Annotated in this window: 24 protein-coding genes; 12 read left to right on the top strand and 12 right to left on the bottom strand. The window is 70.6% G+C overall.

The features are described 5' to 3' along the window. Positions 1-23 precede the first annotated feature (23 nt). Together ACX80N_RS09260 and ACX80N_RS09255 are read right to left on the bottom strand one after the other, a co-directional pair. Positions 24-1,835 carry an MFS transporter gene (locus ACX80N_RS09260; RefSeq protein ID WP_459339275.1) on the bottom strand — a complete coding sequence of 604 codons (1,812 nt, stop codon included), beginning with the start codon at positions 1,833-1,835 and terminating at the stop codon, positions 24-26. A gap of 86 nt (positions 1,836-1,921) precedes the next feature. Then, complete coding sequence (locus ACX80N_RS09255; RefSeq protein ID WP_459339134.1) at positions 1,922-2,515, bottom strand: MarR family winged helix-turn-helix transcriptional regulator; 594 nt, start codon at positions 2,513-2,515, stop codon at positions 1,922-1,924. Positions 2,516-2,848: 333 nt separating this feature from the next. On the opposite strand from ACX80N_RS09255, the gene ACX80N_RS09250 reads away from it, so the two are divergent. Together ACX80N_RS09250 and ACX80N_RS09245 are read left to right on the top strand one after the other, a co-directional pair. After that, entirely contained in the window at positions 2,849-5,269 is a 2,421-nt protein-coding gene (locus ACX80N_RS09250; protein ID WP_459339133.1) for an FdhF/YdeP family oxidoreductase, read from the top strand. A gap of 143 nt (positions 5,270-5,412) precedes the next feature. Further along, a complete protein-coding gene (locus ACX80N_RS09245; RefSeq protein WP_459339132.1) occupies positions 5,413-6,690 on the top strand; it encodes an MFS transporter in 1,278 nt (425 codons plus the stop codon). Between the two features lie 55 nt (positions 6,691-6,745). Here the strand turns inward: ACX80N_RS09245 and ACX80N_RS09240 are convergent, their stop codons facing one another. After that, on the bottom strand, positions 6,746-7,060 hold the full coding sequence (locus tag ACX80N_RS09240; protein WP_105031178.1) for a DUF6457 domain-containing protein: 315 nt from the start codon (positions 7,058-7,060) through the stop codon (positions 6,746-6,748). 168 nt (positions 7,061-7,228) lie between these two features. After that, complete coding sequence (locus ACX80N_RS09235) at positions 7,229-8,239, bottom strand: AraC family transcriptional regulator (protein WP_459339131.1); 1,011 nt, start codon at positions 8,237-8,239, stop codon at positions 7,229-7,231. 70 nt (positions 8,240-8,309) lie between these two features. On the opposite strand from ACX80N_RS09235, the gene ACX80N_RS09230 reads away from it, so the two are divergent. The 5 genes from ACX80N_RS09230 (at position 8,310) to ACX80N_RS09210 (ending at position 12,843) form a co-directional block, all read left to right on the top strand. Beyond that, positions 8,310-9,833, top strand: coding sequence for a flavin-containing monooxygenase (locus ACX80N_RS09230; protein WP_459339130.1), 1,524 nt, complete (start codon positions 8,310-8,312; stop codon positions 9,831-9,833). Next, on the top strand, positions 9,830-10,681 hold the full coding sequence (locus ACX80N_RS09225; protein ID WP_459339129.1) for an SDR family NAD(P)-dependent oxidoreductase: 852 nt from the start codon (positions 9,830-9,832) through the stop codon (positions 10,679-10,681). The genes ACX80N_RS09230 and ACX80N_RS09225 overlap by 4 nt, the downstream gene beginning before the upstream one ends. Beyond that, entirely contained in the window at positions 10,678-11,589 is a 912-nt protein-coding gene (locus tag ACX80N_RS09220; protein ID WP_205753572.1) for an alpha/beta fold hydrolase, read from the top strand. The genes ACX80N_RS09225 and ACX80N_RS09220 overlap by 4 nt, the downstream gene beginning before the upstream one ends. Before the next feature lie 49 nt (positions 11,590-11,638). Further along, a complete protein-coding gene (locus tag ACX80N_RS09215; RefSeq protein WP_459339128.1) occupies positions 11,639-12,202 on the top strand; it encodes a dihydrofolate reductase family protein in 564 nt (187 codons plus the stop codon). A 221-nt stretch (positions 12,203-12,423) separates the two neighbouring features. Beyond that, positions 12,424-12,843 (top strand): hypothetical protein, encoded by a 420-nt coding sequence (locus ACX80N_RS09210; protein WP_105031183.1) that lies wholly within the window; start codon positions 12,424-12,426, stop codon positions 12,841-12,843. A 132-nt stretch (positions 12,844-12,975) separates the two neighbouring features. Here ACX80N_RS09210 and ACX80N_RS09205 read toward each other — a convergent pair whose 3' ends face one another. Next, positions 12,976-13,962 carry an alpha/beta hydrolase gene (locus ACX80N_RS09205; RefSeq protein WP_459339127.1) on the bottom strand — a complete coding sequence of 329 codons (987 nt, stop codon included), beginning with the start codon at positions 13,960-13,962 and terminating at the stop codon, positions 12,976-12,978. 154 nt (positions 13,963-14,116) lie between these two features. Between ACX80N_RS09205 and ACX80N_RS09200 the strand changes: the two genes are divergently transcribed. Beyond that, positions 14,117-15,919, top strand: coding sequence for a bifunctional metallophosphatase/5'-nucleotidase (locus ACX80N_RS09200; protein ID WP_459339126.1), 1,803 nt, complete (start codon positions 14,117-14,119; stop codon positions 15,917-15,919). A 94-nt stretch (positions 15,920-16,013) separates the two neighbouring features. Further along, positions 16,014-16,568, top strand: coding sequence for a GNAT family N-acetyltransferase (locus tag ACX80N_RS09195; RefSeq protein WP_105031185.1), 555 nt, complete (start codon positions 16,014-16,016; stop codon positions 16,566-16,568). Positions 16,569-16,579: 11 nt separating this feature from the next. On the opposite strand, the gene ACX80N_RS09190 is transcribed toward ACX80N_RS09195, so the two are convergent. From ACX80N_RS09190 to ACX80N_RS09180, 3 genes are all read right to left on the bottom strand, one after another. Next, complete coding sequence (locus tag ACX80N_RS09190) at positions 16,580-16,900, bottom strand: putative quinol monooxygenase (RefSeq protein ID WP_105031186.1); 321 nt, start codon at positions 16,898-16,900, stop codon at positions 16,580-16,582. Positions 16,901-16,997: 97 nt separating this feature from the next. Continuing rightward, positions 16,998-19,340, bottom strand: coding sequence for a YhgE/Pip family protein (locus tag ACX80N_RS09185; RefSeq protein WP_459339125.1), 2,343 nt, complete (start codon positions 19,338-19,340; stop codon positions 16,998-17,000). Positions 19,341-19,343: 3 nt separating this feature from the next. After that, positions 19,344-20,183 (bottom strand): ATP-binding cassette domain-containing protein, encoded by an 840-nt coding sequence (locus ACX80N_RS09180; protein ID WP_459339124.1) that lies wholly within the window; start codon positions 20,181-20,183, stop codon positions 19,344-19,346. 64 nt (positions 20,184-20,247) lie between these two features. Here ACX80N_RS09180 and ACX80N_RS09175 point away from each other — a divergent pair, with 64 nt between their 5' ends. From ACX80N_RS09175 to ACX80N_RS09165, 3 genes are read left to right on the top strand one after another with little or no spacing between them, the layout of a single operon-like run. Further along, positions 20,248-20,892, top strand: a complete 645-nt coding sequence (locus ACX80N_RS09175) for a TetR/AcrR family transcriptional regulator (protein ID WP_459339123.1) — start codon at positions 20,248-20,250, stop codon at positions 20,890-20,892. 59 nt (positions 20,893-20,951) lie between these two features. Continuing rightward, positions 20,952-21,395 carry a YkvA family protein gene (locus tag ACX80N_RS09170; RefSeq protein WP_459339122.1) on the top strand — a complete coding sequence of 148 codons (444 nt, stop codon included), beginning with the start codon at positions 20,952-20,954 and terminating at the stop codon, positions 21,393-21,395. A gap of 44 nt (positions 21,396-21,439) precedes the next feature. Further along, the gene (locus ACX80N_RS09165; RefSeq protein ID WP_459339121.1) at positions 21,440-22,468 is read left to right on the top strand and encodes an isopenicillin N synthase family dioxygenase; all 1,029 of its coding nucleotides are present in this window, start codon (positions 21,440-21,442) and stop codon (positions 22,466-22,468) included. Between the two features lie 202 nt (positions 22,469-22,670). On the opposite strand, the gene ACX80N_RS09160 is transcribed toward ACX80N_RS09165, so the two are convergent. The 4 genes from ACX80N_RS09160 to ACX80N_RS09145 all read right to left on the bottom strand — a co-directional run bounded on the left by ACX80N_RS09160 (position 22,671) and on the right by ACX80N_RS09145 (position 24,360). Further along, positions 22,671-23,138: a DUF3253 domain-containing protein gene (locus ACX80N_RS09160; RefSeq protein WP_459339120.1), complete on the bottom strand. Its 468-nt coding sequence runs from the start codon at positions 23,136-23,138 to the stop codon at positions 22,671-22,673. Then, positions 23,131-23,499 carry a 2-polyprenylphenol hydroxylase gene (locus ACX80N_RS09155; RefSeq protein ID WP_459339119.1) on the bottom strand — a complete coding sequence of 123 codons (369 nt, stop codon included), beginning with the start codon at positions 23,497-23,499 and terminating at the stop codon, positions 23,131-23,133. The genes ACX80N_RS09160 and ACX80N_RS09155 overlap by 8 nt, the downstream gene beginning before the upstream one ends. Next, a complete protein-coding gene (locus tag ACX80N_RS09150; protein ID WP_459339118.1) occupies positions 23,496-23,951 on the bottom strand; it encodes a DUF3817 domain-containing protein in 456 nt (151 codons plus the stop codon). The genes ACX80N_RS09155 and ACX80N_RS09150 overlap by 4 nt, the downstream gene beginning before the upstream one ends. A gap of 205 nt (positions 23,952-24,156) precedes the next feature. Beyond that, positions 24,157-24,360, bottom strand: a complete 204-nt coding sequence (locus tag ACX80N_RS09145) for a cold-shock protein (RefSeq protein ID WP_026533290.1) — start codon at positions 24,358-24,360, stop codon at positions 24,157-24,159. Between the last annotated feature and the right edge of the window lie 162 nt (positions 24,361-24,522).

Raw genomic sequence — 24,522 nt, 5'->3', positions numbered from 1 at the left:
TGTTCCGATCCGAGGACGAGCGACTAGCGGCGGGCGTCCGCGCGATCCGTGAGTTCGGCCTCGAGCTCGGTCAGCTCCCGGGCCACGCGGTCGACGTCGGCCTTCGAGATCTCGAGGGGTCCGGCACTGTGCCTGCCGTGGGACGGCTGCACGGCGACGACGTCGGACTGTGCGTGCCGCGCGCTCTCGACGCCTGTCTCATCGGCGGGGCGGGCAGCGGCGGTCGAGGACTGCGCCTGCGTTGCCGGGGCACCGGCGGCCGGCGACCCTGCGCCACCGGGCTCCGTCCCGGTGGCGGCCGGGGACACGGATCCGGCAGGACCCGCGGGGGCCGTCGGGGCGAAGTCGACGGTGCGGCGCAACGGCGACTCCTTGATGAACAGGACGCACACGAGGCCGATCACCGCGATCACCGCCGTGATGAGGAAGATCATGGCCGTGCTGTCGCCGTAGGCGGCGCGCACGATGTCGGCGATGGGCGCGGGGAGATCGACGAGGTCGAGCGAACCCCCTGCAGCGCCGCCGGTCGTGGGGATCCCCGCAGCCTCGAGGCCTTCGGTGGTCCTGTTCTCCACCTGCGTACCGAGGATGGCACCGAGGACGGCGACGCCCGCGGCACCGCCCATCGAGCGGAAGAACGCCACCGAGGCGCTGGCGGAGCCGATGTCCTTCACGGCCACCGTGTTCTGGACGGCGAGGACGAGGTTCTGCAGCATGAGGCCGAGTCCCAGGCCGAAGACGAAGGTGTAGATGCCCACGAGCCGGAGGTCGGTCAGGTGGTCGATGGTGCCGGCCAGGCCGAGGCCCGCGATGAGGAACAGGGCGCCGGCGACGATGTACCGCTTCCACTTCCCGAACTTGGTGACGAGCATGCCGGCACCGATGGAGCCGAGCAGGTTGCCGGCGATCATGGGCAGCGTGAGCAGGCCGGCCTCGGTGGGCGTGGCGCCGCGGGCCACCTGGTAGTACTGGCCGAGGTAGCTCGAGCTGGCGAACAGCGCGATGCCGACGGCGATCGAGGCGATGATCGCCAGGGCCGTGGTGCGCTCGGAGATGATCTTGAGCGGGATGATGGGCTCGGCCACCTTGGACTCGACCACGAGGAGGAGCGCCAGCAGGATGACGCTGCCGCCGACCATCAGGGCGGATTCTCGGGAGAACCACTCGTAGTAGCCCTCCTTGCCGGCGAAGGAGACCCAGATGAGCAGCAGGCTGACGCCGGCGGTCAGGAGGATGGAGCCGAGCCAGTCGATGCGTGCCTTGCGGCGCGTGTCGGGGAGCTTCAGCGTGACCTGCAGCAGGACCAAGGCGATGATCGCGAGCGGCACGCAGACGAAGAACGTCCAGCGCCAGCCCAGCGGGGAGTCGACGATGAAGCCGCCGAGGAGAGGCCCACCCGCGGTCGCCACGGCCATGACGCCGCCCATGTAGCCGGAGTACCGGCCACGCTCGCGTGGCGCGATGATGGTGCCGATGATGGCCTGCGCGAGGGCGGTGAGGCCGCCCATGGCCACACCCTGGATGACACGCGCCGTCAGCAACAGCGGGATGGTCTGCGCGAGGCCCGCGAGGACGGAGCCCGCCACGAAGATGACGATGCTGGCCTGCACCAGGATCTTCTTGTCGAACAGGTCGGCGAACTTGCCCCAGATGGGCGTGGTGGCCGCATTGGCGAGCAGCGCGGCCGTGATGACCCAGGCGAAGTCCGTCTGGGAGCCGTTGAGGTCGCTCATGATCGTGGGCAGGGCGTTCGCCACGATCGTGCTGCTGAGGATCGCCGTGAACAGGCCCGCGAGCAGACCCGTGAGCGCCTGCAGGATCTGCTTGTGGCTCATGGGTTCACCGGCCGGGGGTTGGGGTGTCGATGCCGGTTGCGGCCCGGCGGCCTCGGCGGTCCTCGTCGTGGTGGGATGGGTGGCCATCAGCGTTCTTCCTTCGTGATCTCGGACGTGGGGTCCAGGTGATGACGGCCGTCATTGCCCGTGCGGTCTTCGGTGGTGCGGCGTTCGGTGGAGCGTGCTTCGGTGCGGTGTGCCCTGGGTGGTCCCGCACGGCCCGTCTGCCCCGTCCCGAGCGGGGCCGTGGAGCGGAGGGCGAGGGTGAGCTGCTGGACCGATCGCGACGCCGCCTCGGCCTCGCTCTCGGTCCAGTCGGACAGGACCTCCCGCAACGTCTCCGCCCTGCGCTCGTAGGTGTCCGCGAGGTACCTCTGCCCCTCCCCGGACAGCGAGAGCAGGCACGCCCGGCCGTCCAGGGGATCCGGGGTGCGCAGCACGAACCCGTACTGCTCGAGGTCCGCGAGCTGCCGGCTCAGGGCGGACGGCCCGATACCGAGCTTCGCCGCGAGGGCCGACGCCCGCAGGGGGCCGCCCTCCCCGATGAAGAACAGGACGCCGGTGTGCGCCGGACCCAGCTCGGAGTACTTCATGCCGGCCGCCGTGACCCCGCGCAGGGCGCGCTGCAGGTCAAAGATGTTGTGCACCAGCTCAGCGGCGGTGTGCTGCGCGACCGACATGAAGGGCTCCCGGGCTCGAATACTTTGTTGCTCTAAGTAACAGTACGCTTCTTATTTCGTTAGGTCAACTAAATAAGCCGCGGGCGCCCCTCGCGCTCCACCACCCGCCGGACCCGCCCGGATCGCCGGATCGTGGGTCTGCCCGACTCGCATACCGCGCCGTTCAGGAGCGCCGCCCGCCGCGCGGACAGGGCATCCAGGCGTCAAGCCGCCGTGGAATCTGCTCAGGATGCTTGCGGTTTGGACCGACACCCTGTTAGGCCTGATACACAAGGGCAGTTGGATCACCTGTCGAGGAGCGCCCGGGCCGGGCCGCGGAGAAGGACGTTCGCCATGACACGCAAGGAACCCCGGGTAGTCGAGCCGGACGAGAAGAACCTCACGGTCGAGGACCGGCCCAAGGAGTGGGCGGCGGGCCTGCCGGGCGTCTACTACTCCATGAAGCCCGCCATCGAGCACATGGGCGTGGAGCGCACGCTCAAGACCGTCCTCAAGATGAACCACAAGGACGGTTTCGACTGTCCCAGCTGCGCCTGGCCGGACCCCGCCAAGCGCAAGACCTTCGAGTTCTGCGAGAACGGCGCCAAGGCCGTCACCTGGGAAGCAGCCCCGGTGGTCATCTCCCCGGAGTTCTGGGCCGAGAACTCCATCAGCGATCTCCGTGAGCGGTCCGAGTTCTGGCTGGGCATGCAGGGCCGTCTCGTCGAACCCGTCTACAAGCCGGCCGGTGAGGACCACTACCGGCCCGTCAGCTGGGACGAGGCCTTCGAGATCATCGGCAACAAGCTGAAGAGCCTCGACTCCCCCGACGAGGCCGCCTTCTACACCAGTGGCCGCACGTCGAACGAGGCAGCGTTCCTGTACCAGCTCTTCGCGCGCGGCTTCGGCACCAACAACCTGCCGGACTGCTCCAACATGTGCCACGAGTCCTCCGGCTGGGCCATGGGCCAGACCATCGGCATCGGCAAGGCCACCGTCACGTTCGACGACTACGCCAATGCGGACCTCATCATCGTCATGGGCCAGAACCCCGGGACCAACCACCCCCGCATGCTCACCGAGCTCGAGGCGTGCAAGGAGACCGGCGGGCAGATCGTGGCCGTGAACCCGCTGCCCGAAGCGGCCCTCAAGCGGTATAAGAACCCCCAGAAGGTCAAGGGCATCGCCGGCAAGGGCACCGAGATCGCCGACCAGTTCCTCCAGATCCGGCTGGGCGGTGACATGGCGCTGCTGCAGGCCGTGTCCAAGCGCGTGTTCGAGGCCGAGGCGAGGAATCCCGGGACGGTCCTGGACCACGCGTTCCTCGAGGAGCACTGCGAGGGCCTCGACGAACTCCGCGAGTACCTGCTGACGCTCGATGACGCCACCGTCGTCGAGGCCACGGGACTCCGGATCGAGGAGATCGACGAACTGGCTGCCCGCTACCTCGCGGCCGACAAGGTGATCATCACCTGGGCCATGGGCATCACGCAGCAGAAGAAGGGCGTGGCCACCATCAAGGAGATGATCAACCTCCTGCTGCTGCGCGGCAATATCGGGAAGCCCGGGGCCGGCGCCTCGCCCATCCGCGGTCACAGCAACGTGCAGGGCGATCGCACCATGGGCATCTGGGAGCAGATGCCCACCACCTTCATGGATGCGCTCGGCAAGGAGTTCTCCTTCGAACCGCCCCGGGAACACGGTGTCGACGCCGTCGAGTCCATCAAGCGCATGCGCGACGGTCACATCAAGACGTACATCGCCCTCGGGGGGAACATCGTCTCCGCCATCTCGGACACGCAGGTTGCCGAGGAGGCGTTCCGGAAGACCGACATGACGGTGCAGATCTCCATCAAGCTGAACCGCTCGCACCTGATCACGGGCGAGGAGGCGCTGATCCTGCCCTGCAAGGGCCGCACGGAGATCGATCGCCAGGCCACGGGTGAGCAGTTCGTCTCCGTCGAGGACACGGTGTGCGCAGTGCACCCCTCCCGGGGCAGCGTGGAGCCGGTCTCCGACAACCTGCTCTCCGAGCCGGCGATCATCAGCCGCCTCGCCCGCGCCACCTTCGGCGGGAAGATCGATGCCGACTGGGAAGGCTTCGAGAAGGACTACGACCTCATCCGTGACCACATCTCCCGCGTGGTCGAGGGATGTGAGGACTACAACCGCAGGATCCGCCTCGACGGCGGTTTCGTGATGCCGAACGGCCCGAGGGATTCACGGACGTTCAACACGCCCACCGGCAAGGCCGTCCTCACCGTCAACGACCTCGAGTACCTCGAGCGCCCCGAGGGCACGCTGATCCTGCAGTCGCTGCGCTCGCACGACCAGTGGAACACCACGATCTACAGCCACAACGACAGGTACCGCGGCATCAAGAAGGGCCGCCACGTGGTGTTCATCAACCCGGAGGACATCGCCGACCTGGGCCTGAAGGACGGGCAGAACGTGGACATCCACGGCGTGTACGACGACGGCATCCAGCGCGTGCTGCGCGCCTACCGCGTCGTCTCCTACCCGACGGCGCGTGGCTGTGCCGCCGCCTACTACCCGGAGGCGAATGTCCTCGTCCCGCTGGACGAGGTGGCACAGGGCAGCAACACGCCGACGTCGAAGCAGATCATCGTGCGGTTCGAACCGAGTACACACACCGCGCCCACCGAGCACTACGCGGCAGCGACGGCCCCGGTCCCCGAGGCGGAGGCTGACGGCTTCCCGGCTGCCCGCACGGAGGAGACACCGGCGAAGGAGGCTGCGGCCACGATCGCCTGACGCCCCTCGACGACCGACATGCCGACCGCCCGACCGGATGTGCCCGGCCGGGCGGTCGTGTGATCCGGGTCGGAGCCGGCACATGATCGACCCTCCCCCGGCAGGACGGGCCCTGCGATCCGCCGTAGACTGCTGCGGTCACAGTGACCGGGGGCGACATGGACCAGCAGGACCAGCAGCAGGATGATCAGCAACGCCACGTCATCCGCGTCCTCGTCGTGGCCCAGATCCTGGGCGGGATCGGCGCCGGGGCCACGCTGTCCCTCGGGGCGCTCCTCGCGGCCGAGACGTCGGGCTCCAGCGCATGGTCCGGGATGGCCGCCACCATGGCCACGCTCGGGGCCGCCGCGGCAGCCGTCCCCCTGGCGACGCTCGCCCAGCGCAGGGGGCGCCGCGTGTCCCTCGCGGCGGGCGCCGTCGTCGCCTGCTGCGGAGCGTTGCTCGCGATCACGGCGGCCTCGCTCGCCCTCTTCCCGCTCCTGCTCGTGGCCCTGGTGCTGCTCGGGGCAGGAGCCGCGGTAGGACTCCAGGCTCGCTTCGCGGCCACGGACCTCGCCACCGACGCGACACGCGGGCGCAGTCTCGCCGTCGTGGTTTGGTCCACCACGATCGGCGCCGTCCTCGGCCCCAACCTCTTCGAACCGGGTCAGGCCCTGGCCGGGGTCCTCGGTATCCCTGCACTCAGCGGCGGTTTCGTCTTCACAGCGGCGGCCCAGGCGGCAGCGGCGCTGGTCTATTCGCTGGGGCTGCGCCCGGATCCGCTGCTCACCGCCCTGCGCCGCGATGCCGAGGACCGTCCGGCCGACAGTCCCGCCCCGGTGCGGAGGCGCGGCCTCGCCATCCTCGCGCGGAATTCCACCGCACGCTTCGCCGTGGTGACCATCGCGGTGAGCCACGCCGCCATGGTCTCGCTCATGTCCATGACCCCCGTGCACCTGCACGACCACGGCGCCGGCCTGTCGATCGTCGGACTGACCATCAGTCTGCACATCGCCGGGATGTACGCACTGTCGCCCCTGTTCGGCTGGATCGCCGACCGCGCCGGCCGGGTCCAGGGCATCCTCGTGGGGCAGGTCCTCCTGGTCGCGGCCCTTCTGACCGCGTGGCGCGGTTCCGGTTCGGAGTTCTGGGTGACGGTCAGCCTGATCCTGCTGGGTCTCGGCTGGTCCGCGTGCGTGGTGTCGGCGTCCGCTCTGCTCGCAGGAGCCGTGGACGTCTCCGAACGCGCCCCCGTGCAGGGCTCCTCGGACCTCGTCATGAATCTGGCCGGTGCGCTGGGCGGTGCCGTCGCGGGCCCTGCCCTCGTCCTGCTGGGCTACTCGGGCCTCGGCGGAGCAACCGCCGTGCTCGTGGCCGCCGCACTGGCCTGGACAGTCGCGCGCCTGCCGAGTTCGCGGACGCGCACGCCGGTCCCGGCCTGACGGCGCCCGTGGGCGGTGTCGACGGGCGCCGGGATTCGGACCGGGACGGCAGGCCCTACTGCGCGGACCCCGTCCAGCCCTTCTGCTCCTGTGTCTCCTCGTCCTTCACGATGACGGTGGTGACGGTGTTCGCGGCCTTCTCGACGGCGGCGCTCGTCTCCTCGCGGTCCTTCGTGGTGACGGTGCCCGCGGCGTAGCCGACCAGAAAGGCGCTGATGACGCCGGCATGCGGTCCCACGTGGTGCGATGAGCGTTCGGCCAGCTCCACGATCCTCGGGTGATCCACGTCGAGATCGAGGATCTGCAGGGCCTGCGTCAGGGTCCGGCTCCACTCGTTGAGGGTGCGGTCGTCGTCGTCGGGCGTTGCCATGGTGTCTCCTCGTATCGGGTGCAGTCCGTGGCTGCCGACTCGCGCCGGCAACGGTCCCCCAAGCTTTAGCATCGGTGCTCCTACGCTTCAAGGACCCTCGGCGCATGTCCGGTGGTTCTTGACTTCGTCCCGCGGAAGCCCCCGCAGGACAGCCGTGCCGATGGTCCCCTAGGCGTCCCGTCCGCCGGCGCGCAGCGCGCTCGGCGTCGCGCCGTACCACCGGCGCACGCACCGCGTCAGCGCCGACTGCTCCGACAGTCCCACGAGGCCTGCGACCTGCTGCAGCGGAAGATCCGTGCGGGTGAGCAACCGCAGCGCGGCGTCCCGGCGGGCGTCGTCGAGCAGGGCCTCGAAGGAGGAACCCTCGGCGGCCAGCCGGCGCTGCAGGGTCCGCGGGTGCATCCCGAGAAGCCGGGCGGCGGAGTCGATCCGCGGCGGCGAGGTGCCGAGCACGCGGTCTATGGCGTTGCGCACCTGCGGGGCGACGACGCGTCCCGGCTCCGGGAAGTGGCTGTGCAGGTAGTCGAGGGCGATCTCCCGGAGGGTGTCGTCCACTCCTGCCAGCGGCCGGTCGAGCAGGCTCCGCGGCACACGCAGCAGCGATGCCGCTTGCCCGAACCGCACCTCGGCGCCGAAGAACTCGGCATAGCGGGCGGCGGGGGCCTTCGGCTGGTGCGAGAGGTGGACCGAGTGCAGGGCGTAGGGCCCGTCCACGAGGAAGCGGATCATGCGGTGCGCGAAGGCGAGGATCGCGTCCGTGGCCTGCCGCGGCGGCGCGCCCTGGGAGGATCCGTAACACAGGCCCACATCCCCGGCACGCCCCTCGGGGTCGGGGATGATCGTGAAGCGGAGCACGGGGCTGTGCAGGAACAGGAACTGGGAGGCGCACGCGAGGGCCGCGCCGACCGTCGGCGAGTTCTGCACGGCCACGGCGAGAGGACCGAGGATGCCGATGTCCTGGTACTCCGACATCCGCAGGCCGAGGTCCGGGCAGGGCAGGTCGCGCGCCGCACCCTCCAGCAGCTTGGCCATGGCGACGTCCGAGACGAGGACGTCGTCGCTGCCGATGGCCTCCAGCGGGACCCGGTACCGCGCCGCGAGCGCATCGGGGTCGCCGCCGAACTGCTCGACGACCTCGCGGAAGCCCCGCATGCCGGCGGATCGGATGACGGAGCCCATGTCGTCCAAGGGTAAAGAGGTGTCGCGTGGAGTCAAGTGCGGGTCAGGGTGCAGCCCGAATAATGGAGGGATGGACTCTTCTCCCGAACACCTCGACGTCGTGATCGTGGGCGCCGGTCTCTCCGGCATCGGCGCCGCCTACCGCGTCTCCACGGGGCTGCCGGGCAAGAGCTTCGCCGTCCTCGAGGCGCGTGCGGCGATCGGCGGCACCTGGGACCTCTTCCGGTACCCCGGTGTCCGCTCCGACAGCGACATGTTCACCCTCGGCTACCCGTTCCGCCCCTGGACGGAGGCGAAGGCGATCGCCGACGGCTCCTCCATCCTGCAGTACATCCGCGAGACCGCCGAGGATCCCCGCATCCGCGAGCGCATCCGCTTCTCCACGAAGCTCGTCGGCGCGGCCTGGTCCTCCGCGGACGCCCGCTGGACGCTGGAGCTGGACGTGACGGACGACGACGGCGCCGGCCGGGCCACGACGACGCGGCGGCAGCTCACCTGCGGGTTCCTCTACCTGTGCACCGGCTACTACGACTACGAGCGCGGATACGAGCCGTCCTTCCCCGGCCACGAGTCCTTCCGGGGCGAGACCGTGCGCCCCCAGTTCTGGCCGGAGGACCTCGACTACGCGGGCAAGCGCGTCGTCGTGATCGGCAGCGGCGCCACCGCGGTCACGCTCGTGCCGTCGATGGCGGAGGACGCCGCGCACGTGACCATGCTGCAGCGCTCCCCCACCTACATCACCGCCGTGCCGAGCCGCGACAGATTCTCCGACGCCGCACGCCGCCGGCTGCCCGCCGGGATGGCGCACCACGTGGCCCGGGCCAAGAACGTGCTGTTCACGCAGGCGTTCTACCAGCTGTGCCGCCGGCGTCCGGAGATCGCGAAGAAGCTCATCCGGACGCAGACCGCGCGCATCCTCGGGGACGAGAAGACCGTCGAGGAGAACTTCACGCCCGCCTACAACCCGTGGGACCAGCGCCTGTGCGTGGCGCCGAGTGCCGACTTCTTCAAGGCCCTGAAGTCCGGCAAGGCCTCCGTGGTCACGGACACCATCGACACCTTCACCCCGACCGGCATCCGCCTGGCCTCGGGGCAGGAACTCGAGGCCGACGTCGTCGTCCCGGCCACGGGCCTGGCGATGCTGCCGCTCGGCGGCGCCACCTTCACCGTGGACGGGCAGCCGGTGGACCTCGGCGACTCCTGGGTGTACCGCGGCCTGATGGTCAGCGGCGTCCCCAACCTCGCGCTTTGCGTCGGCTACACCAACGCCTCGTGGACGCTCCGGGCCGACCTCAGCTCACGCTACGTCTGCCGCCTCATCCGCTACATGGACCGCCACGGGCACCGCTACGGCGCCCCGGTGCCCGACGACGCCATGAAGGCCCGCCCGATCCTGGACCTGACCTCCGGGTACGTGCAGCGCGCGGTCGGGGCGTTCCCCAAGCAGGGCGACCGGCAGCCGTGGACCATGCGGCAGAACTACCTGCTGGACGCCCCCACAGCGCTCCGCGGCAACCTCGCCCGGAACATGGTGTTCGATGCCCCCGCCCCGCCCGCCGCCCCGGCGCCCGACCTGCAGGAGATCCACGCATGAGCCTCCGCCCCTTCCAGTTCAGCGGTGCCACCGCCATCGTCACCGGAGCCGCCGGTGGCATGGGCGAGCACCTCGCCCGCGGCCTCGCCGAACGCGGGAGCACCCTGCTGCTCGTCGACCGGGACGCCGGGAGGCTCGAGGGCGTCGCGGCGTCCATCCGCTCCACCTTCCCGGGCAGCGCCGTCACCACGTTCGTCGCGGACCTCGCCGAGCGCGACGCCGTCGAGCGCCTCGCCGCGGACCTGCTGGCCGCGACCGACCGCGTGGACCTCCTCGTCAACAACGCCGGTGTGGCACTGGCCGGCACGTTCGACCAGATCAGCCTGGACGACTTCGACTGGGTCATGGCCATCAACTTCACCGCACCCGTACGCCTCACCTACCACCTGCTGCCGAGGATGGTCCCGGGCGCGCACATCGTGAACGTCTCGAGCCTGTTCGGCCTCGTGGGTCCCAGGGGACAGACCGCCTACTCGTCCAGCAAGTTCGCGCTGCGCGGTTTCACGGAGGCGCTCCGCAACGAACTGCTGCCCCGGGGCATCGGCACCACGACCGTGCACCCCGGCGGCATCCGGACGGACATCGCCCGCAATGCGCGGATCGGCGGCAACCTGAGCGGGGTCGATGTGGCCCGCGCGCAGGCCGACTTCGACAAGCTGCTCACGTTCCCGGCCGAGAGGGCCGCCGAGCTCATGCTCGAGGCCGTCAAGGCCCGCAGGCCGCGCCTGCTGATCGGCCTCAGCGCGAAGGTGCCCGACGTCGTCGCCCGCCTGGCCCCGATGTCCTTCGGTACCCTCGAACGCGGCGCCACCAGGCTCGTGCGCCTCGCCGGGAAGGTGCGGCGGTGACAGCGCGCCACATCGGCGTCGGCGGCGCCCCGGGCACGGACGCGGTTCCCGCAGGGCCCGACGACGGCTACCTGCGCGTGCACGGGATCCGCGTCCGCTACCGGGACCAGGGCGCGCGGGACCGGTCCCCCGTCCTCCTGCTGCACGGCATCGGGCGCAGCCTGGAGGACTGGGAGGGGCTGTACGGCAGACTCGCACCGGACCACCGCGTCATCAGCGTGGACCTCCCGGGCTTCGGCCTCTCCGAACGGACCACCGGCCGGTACTCGCTCGAATCGCTCGCGCGGTTCGTCATCGCGGCCCTGGATCTCCTGGGCGAGCACCGGCCGCTGCACGTGGTGGGCAACTCCCTGGGAGGCGCGGTGGCCATGAAGATCAGCGCGCTCGAACCGGAGCGCGTACGGAGCCTCGTCCTGGCGAACAGTGCGGGCTTCGGCAAGGAGGTCACCATCGCACTGCGCGTCCTCGCGATCCGCCCGCTGGCCCGGCGGCTCATGAAGGACAAGTCGCGCAAGGTCGCGTACCGCACGGAACGCGCGCTGTTCTACGACAAGAAGTTCGTCACCGAGGAGCGACTCGACCACGCGCAGGAGGTGAGCCGGAATCCCGGGCGCGACGACGTCCTGATCGCCGTCGCGAGTCACCTCGGGACCGTCCGCGGAGTACGGCGGCGCTGGCGGACGCGGCTGCTCCGTACGGTCGCGGCGCAGCGGAAGCCGACGCTCGTGGTGTGGGGCGCCGAGGACCGCATCCTCCCGGCGTCGCACCTCGAGCACGCACGTCAGGTCTTCCCGCACGCTGAGTTCCACCTGTTCGAGAAGACCGGGCACATGCCGCAGATCGAGCGCGAGGAGGAGTTCGACGCCCTCGTGCGACGGTTCATCGGCGGACTCGAGGCGGGAGGGTAGGGTCCGGAGCGGCCCTTCCCGCGGCACGGGCGGCGTGGTGGAATGGCCCATGGCGCGCGTCATCTTCTACACGGCTTCCACCCTGAACGGCTTCATCGTCGACGAGCAGAACTCCCTGGACTGGCTGTTCGCCGTCGAGCCTCCGCCGCCCGAGCATTACGAGCGCTTCATCGCGTCCGTGGGCGTGCTCGTGGAGGGCTCGACGACGTACGAGTGGGTCCTCGCGTTCGAGCACCTCCTCGACGACCCGGGCAAGTGGCAGACCCTGTACGGGGACCGGCCCACCTTCGTCTTCACCACCCGGGAGCTCCCGATCCCGGACGGTGCCGACGTGCGGATCGTGGCAGGCGACGTACGCCCTGTCTTCGGGCGCATCAGCGAGGCCGCCGGTGACAGGGACATCTGGATCGTCGGGGGCGGCGACCTCGCCGGACAGTTCCTCGCCGCGGGGCTGCTGGACGAGATCCAGGTGGCGGTGGCCCCCGTCGCCCTGACCGGAGGCGCCCCGCTGCTGCCGCTGCGCGTCGAATCCGACCGGCTGAGCCTCCGCTCGGTGGAACAGCAGGGACAGTTCGCCGTGCTGACCTACGACGTCGGCCGCCAGGACGCCTGAGCCCTTTCCACCCTCCCTGCCCGGCCTGCGGATCCCTTGAAGACCGGCCGGCTGCGAGGACCGACGGGCTCCGACCCCGACTTCGGCCGTTCTTGAGGAAACCTCGAGCATCCCTCCGCCCCGGCTTCATGTTGCCGCGCGAGACTGGTCACCTCGGTGGGGACCTGGGGCACCCACCCGGGTGACCCCTCTGCCACCGGCCCAGCCTGAAGGGATCCGCGGTGCAGCCCATCATCGACACGGCAGCCTTCGCCACACTCGTGGCCGACGTCGGCTCCTCCAGGGCTGCGACCAGCTTCGTCTCCCGGTTCACGGATCTGCTGGACGAACACATCCTCACCATCGAGCGCTCCTTCCGGAGCCCGGATCCGCAGCAGTGGCACAGTGCCGTCGAGGGTCTCCAGCTCGCCGCGGCGCGGGCCGGGGCGGGCCGGCTCCGGGCCACCGCCGCCCTTCTGCTCGAACCGGGGGCACGGGACACCGAGACCGCACTGGCCCTCATCGGGCAGCTGAGGTGCGACGCCCGGGTCTTCACGCTGGCGCACTCCGCCCTGTGCGAGGAGCAGGCCCTCGCCGACAGGCTGGCGGCGTCCGCCCGCGTGCGGCACCACGTCCATGAGCGCGCCCGCGTGAGCAGCTGACCCGCGACGGATCGACGCGCGGCGCTGCCGGGCGCGGTCACCGTACCTCCCTGACCGTCCGCGGGTCACCGACCCCGGACCAGTCCCGGATCACCGGTCGCGGGTGACCGGACACGCATCACCGGGCACGGATCACCAGTCATCCGCCGCCGGGACATAGGCTTCCTGCCAGCGCGCGAGCTCGGCGAAGAACGCAGCCCTGGCCGGTTCGGGCGAGAGTGTGAGGTCGTGGATGCCACCGGCGATCCGCACCAGGGTGACGAGCCCGCCGAGCTTCGGCGCGCGGCCGGCGATGTGCCCGACGTCGAGCACCACGTCCGTGGACGAGACCCGCGCCGGTTCCCTGGCCGGGTTCGAGGTGGCGTCGGAACATGCGACGAGGACGGGGCAGTCGATGGCGAGGCCACGGTTGAGCTCGGCGTGGCCACGCCGGATGGCGCGCAACCAGCCTGCCACGACGGGGTACCCGCCGTGCGGCTTCCAGGCCAGGTCGTAGTCCCACGTGCCACCGGTGTCCCGGTGCAGGTATCGGCCGTAGGAGGATCCGAGCTTCCCGACGACCACGCGCGGCCGAAGCGTGCCGATCCGGTGGACCGCGGCTGTGCCGACCGTGCGCTGGAAGAAGCTCGCGTTGAGGTCGAACCAGGGGCTGTTGAGGACGAGTGCATCGACGATCCCCCGCCCACGGCGGCGGTTCGCCCACAGGGAGGTGATCAGCCCGCCCGTGGAATGCCCCATGACCACGAGGACGTCGTGCCCTTCCTCCTCCCGGATGATGCGGGCCGCCTCGTCGAGTTCCGCGTCGTAGTCCTCGAGGGACGTGACGTAGTTCGGGGTCTGGTGCTCGCGGAGGGACCGTCCGTACTTGCGGAGGTCCACGGCGTAGAAGTCGAAACCGGCCTCGTGCCAGGCATCGGCGAGGTGGGTCTGGAAGAAGTAGTCCACGAAACCGTGGACGTAGAGCACGGCCCTGCGCGACCCGCCGGGGACGGCGCTGCGGATCAGGGTGGCGACGACGTCGCCCTCCTCGTCCGGGCCCAGCGGGAGTGTCCGCACCTCGTACCCGGCACCGAGCACGTCCTCGCGGTACGCGTCCTGCTGTCCTGCCGTCGTGGTCATCCGCGGTCCTCCCGATACGGTCCCTGCGGGCGTCCAGGCCGGGGCGCCCGGTGCCGGCCCTCCCCCGTTCACCTGGAGCAAGGCCGCCGTCACCAGTGTGTCACCCGTCACCGGTAGGCTGCTGCCACCGCATTCCTACAGGAGCTGATTTCACGTGTCAGAAAGTTTCACCAGGGGACACCGCCGCGTCGCAGCGGCCGTCGCCCTCGGCTGCGTCGCAGCACTCGGCCTCGCACCCGCCGCCACCGCCGCACCCGGCGGAGGCAAGGGCCCCAAGGACCCGACGGTCTCTATCACCGTGATGGGGACCAGCGACCTCCACGGCTACATCGAGAACTGGGACTACTTCACCAACGCGGAGTACGACGACGCCGCGCACAACGACGTCGGACTCGCCAAGATCTCCACGCTCGTCAACCAGGTCCGCGCCGACCGCGGCGAGGAGTCGACCCTGCTGATCGACAACGGCGACACCATCCAGGGCACGTCCCTGACGGACTACTTCGCCAATGTCGAGCCGGTGACCGAGACCGGTGAGACCCACCCGATGGCCGCTGCGATGAACGCCATGGACTACGACGCCACCACGCTCGGCAACCACGAGTTCAACTACGGCGTGCCGCTCCTGCGTACCTACGAGGACCAGCTCGACTTCCCGCTGCTCGGCGCGAACGTCAAGGACGCCGTCACCGGCGAGGACGCCTTCACGCCGTACGTCATCAAGACCGTCAGGATCAAGGGCCAGAAGCCCATCAGGGTCGGCATCCTGGGTCTCACCACGCCCGGCAGCGCCATCTGGGACAAGAACAACGTCGAGGGCCGGCTGCGGTTCGAGGGCATGGTGGAGCAGGCCCGGAAGTACGTCCCGGAGATGAGGTCCGCGGGTGCGGACGTCGTCGTGGTCAGCTCGCACTCCGGCCCCTCCGGCACGTCCTCCTACGGTGGCGCGCTGCCGGTCGAGAACGCGTCCACGCTGATCGCGGAGCAGGTCCCCGGGATCGACGCGATCCTCGCCGGCCACGAGCACCAGGAGATCGCCGAGCGCTTCGTCACGAACAAGGAGACCGGTGAGCAGGTGCTGCTCACCGAACCCAAGAACTGGGGCATGCGCCTGTCCGTCCTGGACTTCGAGCTGACCAAGGTCCGCGGCCAGTGGGACGTCACCTCGGCGAACTCGGAACTGCTCAACACCAACACCGTGCCGGCGGACCCGAAGATCTCCGCGATCGCCGCCGACCAGCACCAGCGCACCATCGACTACGTGAACACCGCGATCGGCACCGCGACCGAGACCATGTCCGCCGCCGAGTCCCGCATCCGCGACACGGCCGTCATGGACTTCGTGAACGAGGTCCAGGCCGGTGCGGTGGACAGGGCCCTCGAGGGGACGCCGAATGCCGACCTCCCGGTCCTGTCCATCGTGGCGCCCTTCAACCGGGCCGCCGTCATCCCCGAGGGCCCCGTGACCATACGCGACATGGCCGGACTGTACGTGTTCCCGAACACGCTCTTCGGTGTGGAGCTGACCGGCGCGCAGGTCAAGGACTACCTCGAGTACTCGGCGAAGTACTTCACCCAGACCGCGCCGGGTGCCCCGGTGGACCCGGCGACGCTGACCAATGCGGCGGGGACCCCGGACTACAACTACGACATGATGTCCGGCGTCTCCTACGACATCGACATCAGCAAGCCCGTCGGTGAGCGCATCACCGACCTGAGCTACGCCGGCGCACCGATCGATCCAGCGCAGCGCTTCGCCGTGGCCACGAACAACTACCGGCAGTCCGGCGGCGGCAACTTCCCGCACATCGCGACGGCCCCGGTGCTCGTGAACCAGACCACGGAGATCCGCCAGCTCCTGATCGACTACCTGATCGCCGAGGGCACGATCGACCCGGCCTCGTTCTTCGACGAGAACTGGAAGCTCACGCGCAACGGGGAGCCGGTCTTCGGCTAGCACCTGCGCACCGGTGCCGGTCGACCGGCACGTCCCCACAGCAGGACGCGGACCCCGGTCCGCGTCCTGCTCGCGTTCGTCCTAGATTGGAAGCATGACCATCGACATCTCCCCGGCGACGGCCGACGACGCCGCGGGCCTCGCCGCGTGCGCCGCCGTCACGTTCCCCCTCGCATGCCCCGCGGACTCACGGCCCGAGGACATCCAGCACCACATCGACACGCACCTGTCCGCCGAACGGTTCGCGGCGCTCGCAGACCTGCCGGACCACACGATCCTCTGCATCCGCGAGGAGGGCAGGATCGCGGGCTGGAGCATGGTGGTGCTGGACCAGCCCGAGGACGCGGACGTGCTGTCAGCCCTGTCCATCTCGCCCGTCGTCGAACTCAGCAAGTTCTACGTGCACCCCGACCACCACGGACGGGGCTCGGCCTCGGCCCTCATGGGCGCGACCCTGGAGCTCGCCGCTGCCTCGGGGCTGCCGGGGGTCTGGCTCGGTGTGAACCAGGAGAACGCCCGTGCCATCCGCTTCTACGAGAAGCACGGATTCCGGAAGACCGGCACCAAGCGGTTCCGGCTCGGGGACCGCTTCGAGGACGACTTCATCCTGCAGCAGGCGCTCCCCGGGGGTGCGGGGGACGCCGCCTGACGGTTCGGCGGCTATGCGACGGTCAGCTCACCCATGCGGCCCCAGCCCTCGGCCCCGATGCGCTCGCTGATGATCTCGGGCGTCTCCACGAGGGCCTGGGGCATGTCCCGCATGGCCTGGGAGAAGTGGTCGCTGTTCACGTGGGCTTCCGCGGCGTCGTCCTGGAACGCCTCCACGAGGACGAACTGGTTCGGGTCCTCGACGCTGCGCGACCAGTCGAACCACAGGTTGCCCGGCTCCTGGCGCGTGGCCTCCGTGAAGTCGCGGGTGAGGTCGATCCAGCGGTCGCTCCACTCGGGCTTCACGGTGAACTTGACGACGATGAAGATCATGGGATGGTGCCTTCCTGGTGGGAGTCGGTACCCACCCAACCTATGACGTCCTCTCCCGGAACGCATGTGCACCCGGGGGCCCATGGACCCGGAGTTGTCAGATCGCGAGGCTCGGGTGCAGCTTCTCCAGCGACCAGGAGCGCCTGCGGTGCGAGGCGAGGACCGAGAGTCCCGCGGCGAGCGCGAAGAAGACCAGCAGCTGGGCCGCTGCCAGCCAGACGACGCCGGTGTCGCCGCCCGCGATGAGGTGGCGCAGCCCGTCCACGGCGTGCGTCATGGGCAGCAGCGGACTCAGGAAGCCGAAGAAGCCCGGCGCGGTGTCCACCGGATACGTGCCGCCGGCGGAGGTGAGCTGCAGCATCAGCAGCACGAGGGCCACGAGCCGGCCCACCCCGCCGAGGAGCGCGACGAGCGCCTGGTGGATGGCCGTGAACACGAGGGCCGTCAGGACGGTGAAGGCCAGCAGTCCCACCGGGTGGGGCGTGGTCAGTCCGACGCCCAGGACCAGGACGCCCAGCAGCACGAGGGCCTGCAGGACCGCGAACAGCGCGCCCTGCAGGTACCCGACGGCCGAGACACGCCAGGAGGTTGCCGTGGAGGCGAGGGCCCGCGGCGAGACGGCGCGGAGCACGGTGTAGGTGATGATGCCGCCCACCCAGAGCGCCAGCGGGATGAAGTACGGGGCCATGCCCTCGCCGTAGGCGTCCACGGCATTGACGTGTGTCCGCTCGATCGAGACGGGTGAGGCGGCGACCTCGGTCAGCTCGGCGCGCTGGGCGTCGTCGTAGTCCGGGACCTGCCCCGCGCCCTCGTCGAGCTGCTGCGCGAGGTCCGAGGATCCGGTGGACAGTGTCCCGAGCCCGTCCTCGAGCCGGGTGGCGCCGTCGTAGGCCTGGGCGGAGCCGTCGGCGAGGCCTGCCGCTCCCCCGGCCACCTGCGCGGCACCGCCGCTGAGCGTCGACGCTCCCGTGGCGAGCCGTGCGGCGCCGTCGGACGCGGACACGATCCCCTCCCGCAGCGCGGGGGTGCCGCCGGCGAGTGTGGCCGTGCCGGCCTGGAGCTGGGCGAGCCCGTCGGCGAGGCCGCTGGCGCCCTGCGAGAGCCGGGTCGCTCCAGCGGCGGTGTCGTCCGCGCCGAGCGCGAGGTCCGAGGCCCCGGTGCTGAGGCGGCCGGCGCCGGCGGCCGCGGCGGCAGCCCCGGTGGTGGCAGTCCCGGCTCCTGCGGAGAGATCCGAGGCCGAGGCGGCGAGACGGCCCGCGCCGGCCGTGACCTGCTCGGTCCCCGTGGCTGCAGCCGACGCGCCGGCGGAGAGCTGCTGGAGGGCGGCGAGCCGCTCCGCATCGGTGAGCGAGCCATAGGTCTCCGCAAGACCGGCGAGGCCGTCGGCCACGGCGCGTGAACCGGTCGCAGCCTGCCCTGCTGCGGACTGGAGCTGCGTGGCACCGCCTGCCAGGGCGCCCGCACCGCTCCCGACCTGCGCGACGCCCTCGGCGACGGCCCGTGTGCCGTCCGCCAGTGTGGCCGACGAGCCCGAGAGCTGCGCGGCACCGTCGGCCACGGCCTGCGTCCCCGTGGCGAGACTGCCCACACCGTCGCGCAGGGTCACCCCGCCCGTGACGGCGGAGGCGGCACCGTCCGCCAGCTGCTGCGACTGCGGCACGAGATCCGCCGTCGCCGTGTCGAGACGGTCGAGGCCGGTGGCGAGTTCGCCCGCGCCGGTCGCCAGGTCCGCGGCGCCACCGGCCACCCGGGTGGTGCCCGACGACAGCTCGTTGCTGCCGTCGACGAGACTCCCGAGCCCGACGACGAGCGAAGCCGATCCCTCGTCCGCACTGCGGGCACCGTCGGCGATCCTGCCGGCGCCCTCGCCGGCCTCGGTGAGGGAGCCGTGGAGCGAGGAGAAGCCGAGGTAGATGCTGTCGAGGTAGTCCGCGGTGGCGCCGGACTGCACCTGCCGCTGCAGGTTCGCGGCGACGGTGTTGCCGACCTGGCCCACGATGTAGCTGTCGGCGTCGTTGGTGGTGATGTCGAGCATGGCCCGGGCGGGCGCCTCGCCGCCCACGGATGCGAGGGTCGACGAGAACCCGGCCGGGATGGCGAGTGTGGCCGCGTACGTGCCGTCGTCGAGTCCCTGCTCCGCCTCGTCCCGGCCGACCTCCACCCAGGTGAACCCGCCGTCGTCGGACGAGGTGAGCGTGGCGGCGAGGTCGGCGCCGGCATCGATGCCGGTCGGGCTGCCGTCCGGTCCGACGGCGGCGGCCGGCTGGTCCTCGTTGATGACGGCGGCCGTCAGGTGGTCGAGGTTCCCCGTCGGGTCCCAGTTGGCGGCGAGATAGAGCCCGCCGTAGAGCGCGGGGATGAGCGCGACGACGAGCAGGGCGGCCTTCGACAGGAGGGTGATGCGGAAGCGGGAGAGCTCGACGCGGAGCAGGGAGAACACGCGTTACCTGATTTCGGGTGCTGGGGTCGGTTCGGAGGACGGGATGAGGGCGTGGACGGTGACGGGCCGCAGGGGCAGGGCAGCGAGGCGATGTCCGGCGTCCAGGACGTCGTCGAGCTCCTGCCGGTCCTGGCAGGTCGCGACGACGGTCAGCGGACGAGCGTCGTCGCGCGTGCGTCCCAGGGTGAGCAGCGCGGCCCAGGCGGCGCGGCGCTCGTGGACGGTGCGGAGTTGGTCGACGTCGTCCACCACGAGGATGTCGGGATCGGAGGCGAGTGCGAGGACGAGGCCCAGCGCGAAGCGCGCACCAGGGGCGGCATCGCGGACGAGTTCGCTCCGGTGAAGCCGGGCACGCACCAGGGAGGTCGCGGTGCCGCCGTCACCGACCACGCCCTCGAGGGCGCCGAGGAGGTCGTTGGCCGCCGTGATGGTGCGGTCCACCCGCCCTGGGGATGCGGAGGGCTTCCACCACGGGCCCGCCAGCTTCAGGGCCTCGGCCACATGGTGCTTCACGGGAAGTGTCCCGTCGAGCGGGGTCACGGTGGCGTTGCCGGTGACGCCGACCCGGCGGCGTACCGCACCGGCGTACCGGGGCAGCGCGAGCCCGAGGACGGACACGCGCCCGGCGGTCGGGGTGAGCCGTCCGGCGACGGCGAGCGCCAGGGCGCTCTTGCCCGTGCCTGACGGACCGGTGAGGACGGCGAGGGACCCGGCCGGTACGTCGAAGGTGACGTCCTCGAAGATCGTGTGCTTCCCCGCCCGCAGGGCGAGTCCGTCGACCGAGATGGCGGGCACGCCGTCGGCGGGGCGCTCGGCGGGCGGAGCGGACTGGGAGGTGGTCATTGCGTCCTTCATTTCAATACCTTGGGTATTCAATACCGATGGTATCTTACTTCCAGGAGGACGGATGACGACCACGAACACCGATACCAGCAGTACGACGGCGGGCAGACCGCGACGGCGTCCCCGCCGCGAGGACGTCCGCGCCGGACTGCTCGCCGCGGCCCTCGAGGTCTTCGAGGAGATCGGGTACGTCGCCGCACGGCTCGATGCCATCGCCGAGCGGGCGGGCTACACGAAGGGCGCCGTCTACTCCAACTTCGGCTCGAAGCAGGAGCTCTTCGCCACCCTCCTGAGCGAACGGCTCGCCGACACCGCCGCCGACGTCCTCAGCCAGGTGGACAGGATCACCTCCCTCGACGAGACCGTCCTGCATACCGCGCGCTATCTGGCCCGCGGCGTCCTGCGGGAGCACCGCTGGCACGCCCTCGTGGTCGAGTTCGCCCTGCAGGCCGGCCGCGATCCCGAGGTGGGCGCGGTGTTCCGCGAGCATCGGCGCACGCGGCGCACCCTGCTCGCGACCACCCTGGCGGAACGGGCTGCGACGTTCGGCGCGCCGTCGGACCCGGAGCACTACACCGTCTTCGCGACCATCCTGCTGGCCACCGTCAACGGCATGGCCGTGGAGTGCGCGGCCGATCCCGAGGCGGTCACGGAGGAACAGGTCACCGAGAGCATCGCGGCGGTCCTCCGCGCGGCGCTCGCACCCTAGTAACGCGAGGCGCGGCGCTCACACCGTAGTAACGCGAAGTAAGGACAGGGAGGCACCGCATGGACCCAGGTCTCCTGCTGCGGTCGGCGCTCGCCCTCCTCGGGGCCTATGCGCTGTTCCTGCTGGCCCTGGCCGTCCATGCGCGGCGGCATCCGGAGGTCCTCTCGCTCACCGACGTGCTGCGCCTCGGACCCGATGTCCTGCGGCTTCTCCGCCGCCTCGCCGCCGACCGGGCCGTTCCATGGTGGGTGCGGTTGCTGCTCTGGGGGCTGGTGGTGTACCTCATCCTGCCCCTCGACCTCGTCCCGGACTTCCTGCCCGTCATCGGGTACACGGACGACGTCGTGCTGGTGGCCGCCGTCCTGCGCACCGTGGTCCGCAGCACGGGCGCCGGAGTCCTGGAGCGGCACTGGCCGGGGACCGACGGCGGGCTCCGCCTGCTGCGCAGACTGGCGGGCGTCGGGCATCCCGGTACGGGCGGGTCAAGCCGCAATACGGCGTAACGTAAAGGCGGGCAGGCCTTTTCAACGGGCGTAACGTCCTGCGCATGCAGCACTCTCCGGGATCGATCCCCACTCTTGACCTCAGCACCGCACGCTCCGCCGATGGATCCTTCAACCCCGCATTCATCGACGAACTGCGCGACGCCGCCCACACCGTCGGCTTCTTCCACATCATCAACTACGGGGCAGCGCCCACCCAGGTGGACAACATGTTCTCCATCACGCGCCGCTTCTTCGATCTCCCGCTCGAGGAGCGACTGAAGATCCACAACCGCACGAGCCCCCACTTCCGCGGGTACGCCGGCCTCGGCACCGAGATCACCCGCGGGCGCCCCGACGCCCGCGAGCAGATCGATTTCTCCCCCGAACGCGAGCCCCTCGCCGACTACCCGGCCGACGAACCGTACTGGCTGCTCCAGGGCCCCAATCTGTGGCCCCGCGAGGCCCTGCCCGCGCTCGAGGAGCAGGCCATGGCCTGGGCAGGCCTGATGTCCACGGTGGGCGCCGAACTGCTCTCCGCCATCGCCGTCGCCCTCCACCTGCCCGAGGACTACTTCGCCGAACCCTTCGAGGGGAGCCCGGCCTGGATGGCCAAGCTCGTCCACTACGTGGGCGGCGTCGTCCAGGGTGCCGGCTCCCAGGGCGTCGGCGCGCACGCCGACTACGGCTTCGTGACCCTCCTGCTGCAGGACGAGGTGGGAGGCCTCGAGGTACTCCCCCACAGCGCGACCGAGTGGGTGCCTGTCACGCCGATCCCCGGAGCGCTCGTGGTCAACCTGGGCGAGATGCTCGAGGTGGCCACCGAGGGCTACCTCGCCGCGACCATCCATCGGGTCACCGCGCCGGCACCCGGTGTGGACCGCTACGCCATCCCGTTCTTCTGGTCACCGCGCCTCGACGCCGTGATCGAGCCGGTGCCGCTCGCGGAGGACCTGAAGGCCGCGGCGCGCGGGCTCTCGGACGACCCCGAGAACCCCATGCTGTCCTCCTACGGTTCGAACATGCTCAAGGGACGCCTCCGCGCCCACCCGGACGTCACCGAGCTCCACTACCCGGAGCTCGCCCGGAAGTAGGCACGGCCCCGGGAGCAGTCCCCCGCCGGCGTGGTCCCGCTTCGCATCACGTCACGACCGGGGACATCCGCGACCCGCACTCCTCGATGGACGACGGCGCCTCCCTCGCGGGGCGCCGTCGGCTGCTTGGGGTCCATCGGCGCGATCGGTGGCCGCTCGGGCGGCACGACCCCTCCGCTGGGCGGCAGCCGTCACGCCGGCATCACACCCCCGGGTTCTCCCTGCGCGCGAGTTCCTCGCGAAGGAGCCGGAGCGCCGTCGGGCCGACGCCGTGCAGAGCGGCGAGGTCACCCTCCGGGACGCCCTCGAGATCCGCCATCGTCCGGTAGTCGGCCTGGTGCAGGGCACGCAGCGCCGGGGCGCCCACGGCCGGCAGCGCTGCGGCGTCCGTTGCGGACCCGGTCTCGTCCTCGGGCCGGCTGATCCAGCGGATCCGGATGGGTCCGCGGACGTCGGGATCCACGCGCTCGCCGTGCTGTGTCACGTCGACCAGACCCTCCCCCGCCAGCGCGAACGCGATGCGCCGTGCGGACGGCATGAGGTCCCGCCACGTGTCGCCGCCGATGCTGCGGGCGGCCTCCGACGGGCAGAGCGTCTTCACACTCCCGCGCTGCTCCGCGATCCGCAGGATCTCGGCCCGCAGCCCGTCCTCCGAGGACTGCTCAGGCATCGCCGGGGTTCTTCCTGGCGGCGTCGCCCGCCGGCGGGGCGGACCGCTTCGCGTGGAGCGTGTCGAGCTCCTCGAGCGCGGCCGTCCACCGAGCCTTCCGCTCGGCCGCCGATTGCTCCCACCAGGGCGTCCCGCGCTCCCCGAGGCCCTCCTTGGCCAGCTGCACCGTGCGCCGCGCCCGCGGCAGCGCCGTGCCGTCGTCGCCCTTGGCGCTGTTGCGCACGCCCGAGCGGCCGCGCCCGAGATGGGACATGAGGCGCGCCTTGACGTCCTCCGGTAACGACGGGTCGGTCTTCCGCCAGCGGCGCCCGCTGTGCAGGAAGAACCGCTCGTCGTCGGTGGTGTTCCCCAGGTCACTCATGCGGACCCGGGAGGGCCGACCAGCAGCAGCACCGTGAAGACCACGGAGATGCCGCTCACCGCGACGAGCAGGGCGGCGACCGGGCTGCGCAGCACCCACGCCTGCACCTGCTCGGCCCGGTTCCCGGGCACCTCCGCCCCGGGCGCGAGGCGCCATGCACCGGCCAGCTGCCCGCGGCGCTCGATCCACCGCTCGTACGGGACCGTGGCGAACGGGACGACGGCGGAGGCGAGCCCGAGCAGACCGGTCAGGAATGACCAGCGCTGGTTGATCCACACGAACACGACGGTGACCACGAAGCAGAGGAACACGAAGCCGTGCACGGCACCGGCCGGCGGCACGAGGGCTTCGGTGGAACGGGTCACGTACTTGTAGAACATCCCCAGCAGCAAGAAGGCCCAGGTCACCGCCTCCGCGACGGCGACGGTCCGGAACAGCGTGCGGGGGTTCATGGGTCCTCCTGGTCGATGGTCGATTGCGCCCATTCTCCCATCCCCACCGGAGGGTCCGAGCGCCGCTGCCCGGGCACGGGTGCGGGAGCAGGGCGGTCACCGGGCGGGGTGCCTCCGCCGGGCATCGGACGGACACGAAAAAAGGAAGCAGGCCGGACCGGGGTCCGACCTGCTTCCTTCGAAGATCTAGTAGAAGATCCGAGCCTTAGAGGGGCTGGATGTTCGACGCCTGGGGACCCTTGGGGCCCTGCTCGGTGTCGAAGCTCACCTTCTGGTTCTCATCGAGCGAGCGGTAGCCGCTTGCGTTGATGGCGGAGAAGTGTGCGAACACGTCTGCGCTTCCGTCGTCGGGAGCAATGAATCCAAAGCCCTTTTCAGCGTTGAACCACTTCACGGTACCTGTTGCCATTTTTATCTTCCTTCTGAAAATCAGACGCACTCCGACTTTCGGAATGCCCCAGTCGCGGCGTGCTTGTCCGCTCTTTCAGAGACGCGACCTACCCCGCAGGGGAAGACCGTGCGAAATACAAATGCGCAACACTACAACTGCGTCCCACTAAACCAAACCCGG

It is taken from the genome of Arthrobacter sp. MDT2-16 (genome assembly GCF_054510925.1).
This window is presented reverse-complemented; position numbering and strand designations above follow the sequence as displayed.

What these genes read in the sequence shown, in the direction of transcription:
- ACX80N_RS09260 (WP_459339275.1), bottom strand. Translation starts at nt 1,835, where the DNA reads ATGAGCCACAAGCAGATCCTGCAGGCGCTCACGGGTCTGCTCGCGGGC.
- ACX80N_RS09255 (WP_459339134.1), bottom strand. Translation starts at nt 2,515, where the DNA reads ATGTCGGTCGCGCAGCACACCGCCGCTGAGCTGGTGCACAACATCTTT.
- ACX80N_RS09250 (WP_459339133.1), top strand. Translation starts at nt 2,849, where the DNA reads ATGACACGCAAGGAACCCCGGGTAGTCGAGCCGGACGAGAAGAACCTC.
- ACX80N_RS09240 (WP_105031178.1), bottom strand. Translation starts at nt 7,060, where the DNA reads ATGGCAACGCCCGACGACGACGACCGCACCCTCAACGAGTGGAGCCGG.
- ACX80N_RS09235 (WP_459339131.1), bottom strand. Translation starts at nt 8,239, where the DNA reads ATGGGCTCCGTCATCCGATCCGCCGGCATGCGGGGCTTCCGCGAGGTC.
- ACX80N_RS09230 (WP_459339130.1), top strand. Translation starts at nt 8,310, where the DNA reads ATGGACTCTTCTCCCGAACACCTCGACGTCGTGATCGTGGGCGCCGGT.
- ACX80N_RS09225 (WP_459339129.1), top strand. Translation starts at nt 9,830, where the DNA reads ATGAGCCTCCGCCCCTTCCAGTTCAGCGGTGCCACCGCCATCGTCACC.
- ACX80N_RS09215 (WP_459339128.1), top strand. Translation starts at nt 11,639, where the DNA reads ATGGCGCGCGTCATCTTCTACACGGCTTCCACCCTGAACGGCTTCATC.
- ACX80N_RS09205 (WP_459339127.1), bottom strand. Translation starts at nt 13,962, where the DNA reads ATGACCACGACGGCAGGACAGCAGGACGCGTACCGCGAGGACGTGCTC.
- ACX80N_RS09195 (WP_105031185.1), top strand. Translation starts at nt 16,014, where the DNA reads ATGACCATCGACATCTCCCCGGCGACGGCCGACGACGCCGCGGGCCTC.
- ACX80N_RS09190 (WP_105031186.1), bottom strand. Translation starts at nt 16,900, where the DNA reads ATGATCTTCATCGTCGTCAAGTTCACCGTGAAGCCCGAGTGGAGCGAC.
- ACX80N_RS09180 (WP_459339124.1), bottom strand. Translation starts at nt 20,183, where the DNA reads ATGACCACCTCCCAGTCCGCTCCGCCCGCCGAGCGCCCCGCCGACGGC.
- ACX80N_RS09175 (WP_459339123.1), top strand. Translation starts at nt 20,248, where the DNA reads ATGACGACCACGAACACCGATACCAGCAGTACGACGGCGGGCAGACCG.
- ACX80N_RS09170 (WP_459339122.1), top strand. Translation starts at nt 20,952, where the DNA reads ATGGACCCAGGTCTCCTGCTGCGGTCGGCGCTCGCCCTCCTCGGGGCC.
- ACX80N_RS09165 (WP_459339121.1), top strand. Translation starts at nt 21,440, where the DNA reads ATGCAGCACTCTCCGGGATCGATCCCCACTCTTGACCTCAGCACCGCA.
- ACX80N_RS09160 (WP_459339120.1), bottom strand. Translation starts at nt 23,138, where the DNA reads ATGCCTGAGCAGTCCTCGGAGGACGGGCTGCGGGCCGAGATCCTGCGG.
- ACX80N_RS09155 (WP_459339119.1), bottom strand. Translation starts at nt 23,499, where the DNA reads ATGAGTGACCTGGGGAACACCACCGACGACGAGCGGTTCTTCCTGCAC.
- ACX80N_RS09150 (WP_459339118.1), bottom strand. Translation starts at nt 23,951, where the DNA reads ATGAACCCCCGCACGCTGTTCCGGACCGTCGCCGTCGCGGAGGCGGTG.
- ACX80N_RS09145 (WP_026533290.1), bottom strand. Translation starts at nt 24,360, where the DNA reads ATGGCAACAGGTACCGTGAAGTGGTTCAACGCTGAAAAGGGCTTTGGA.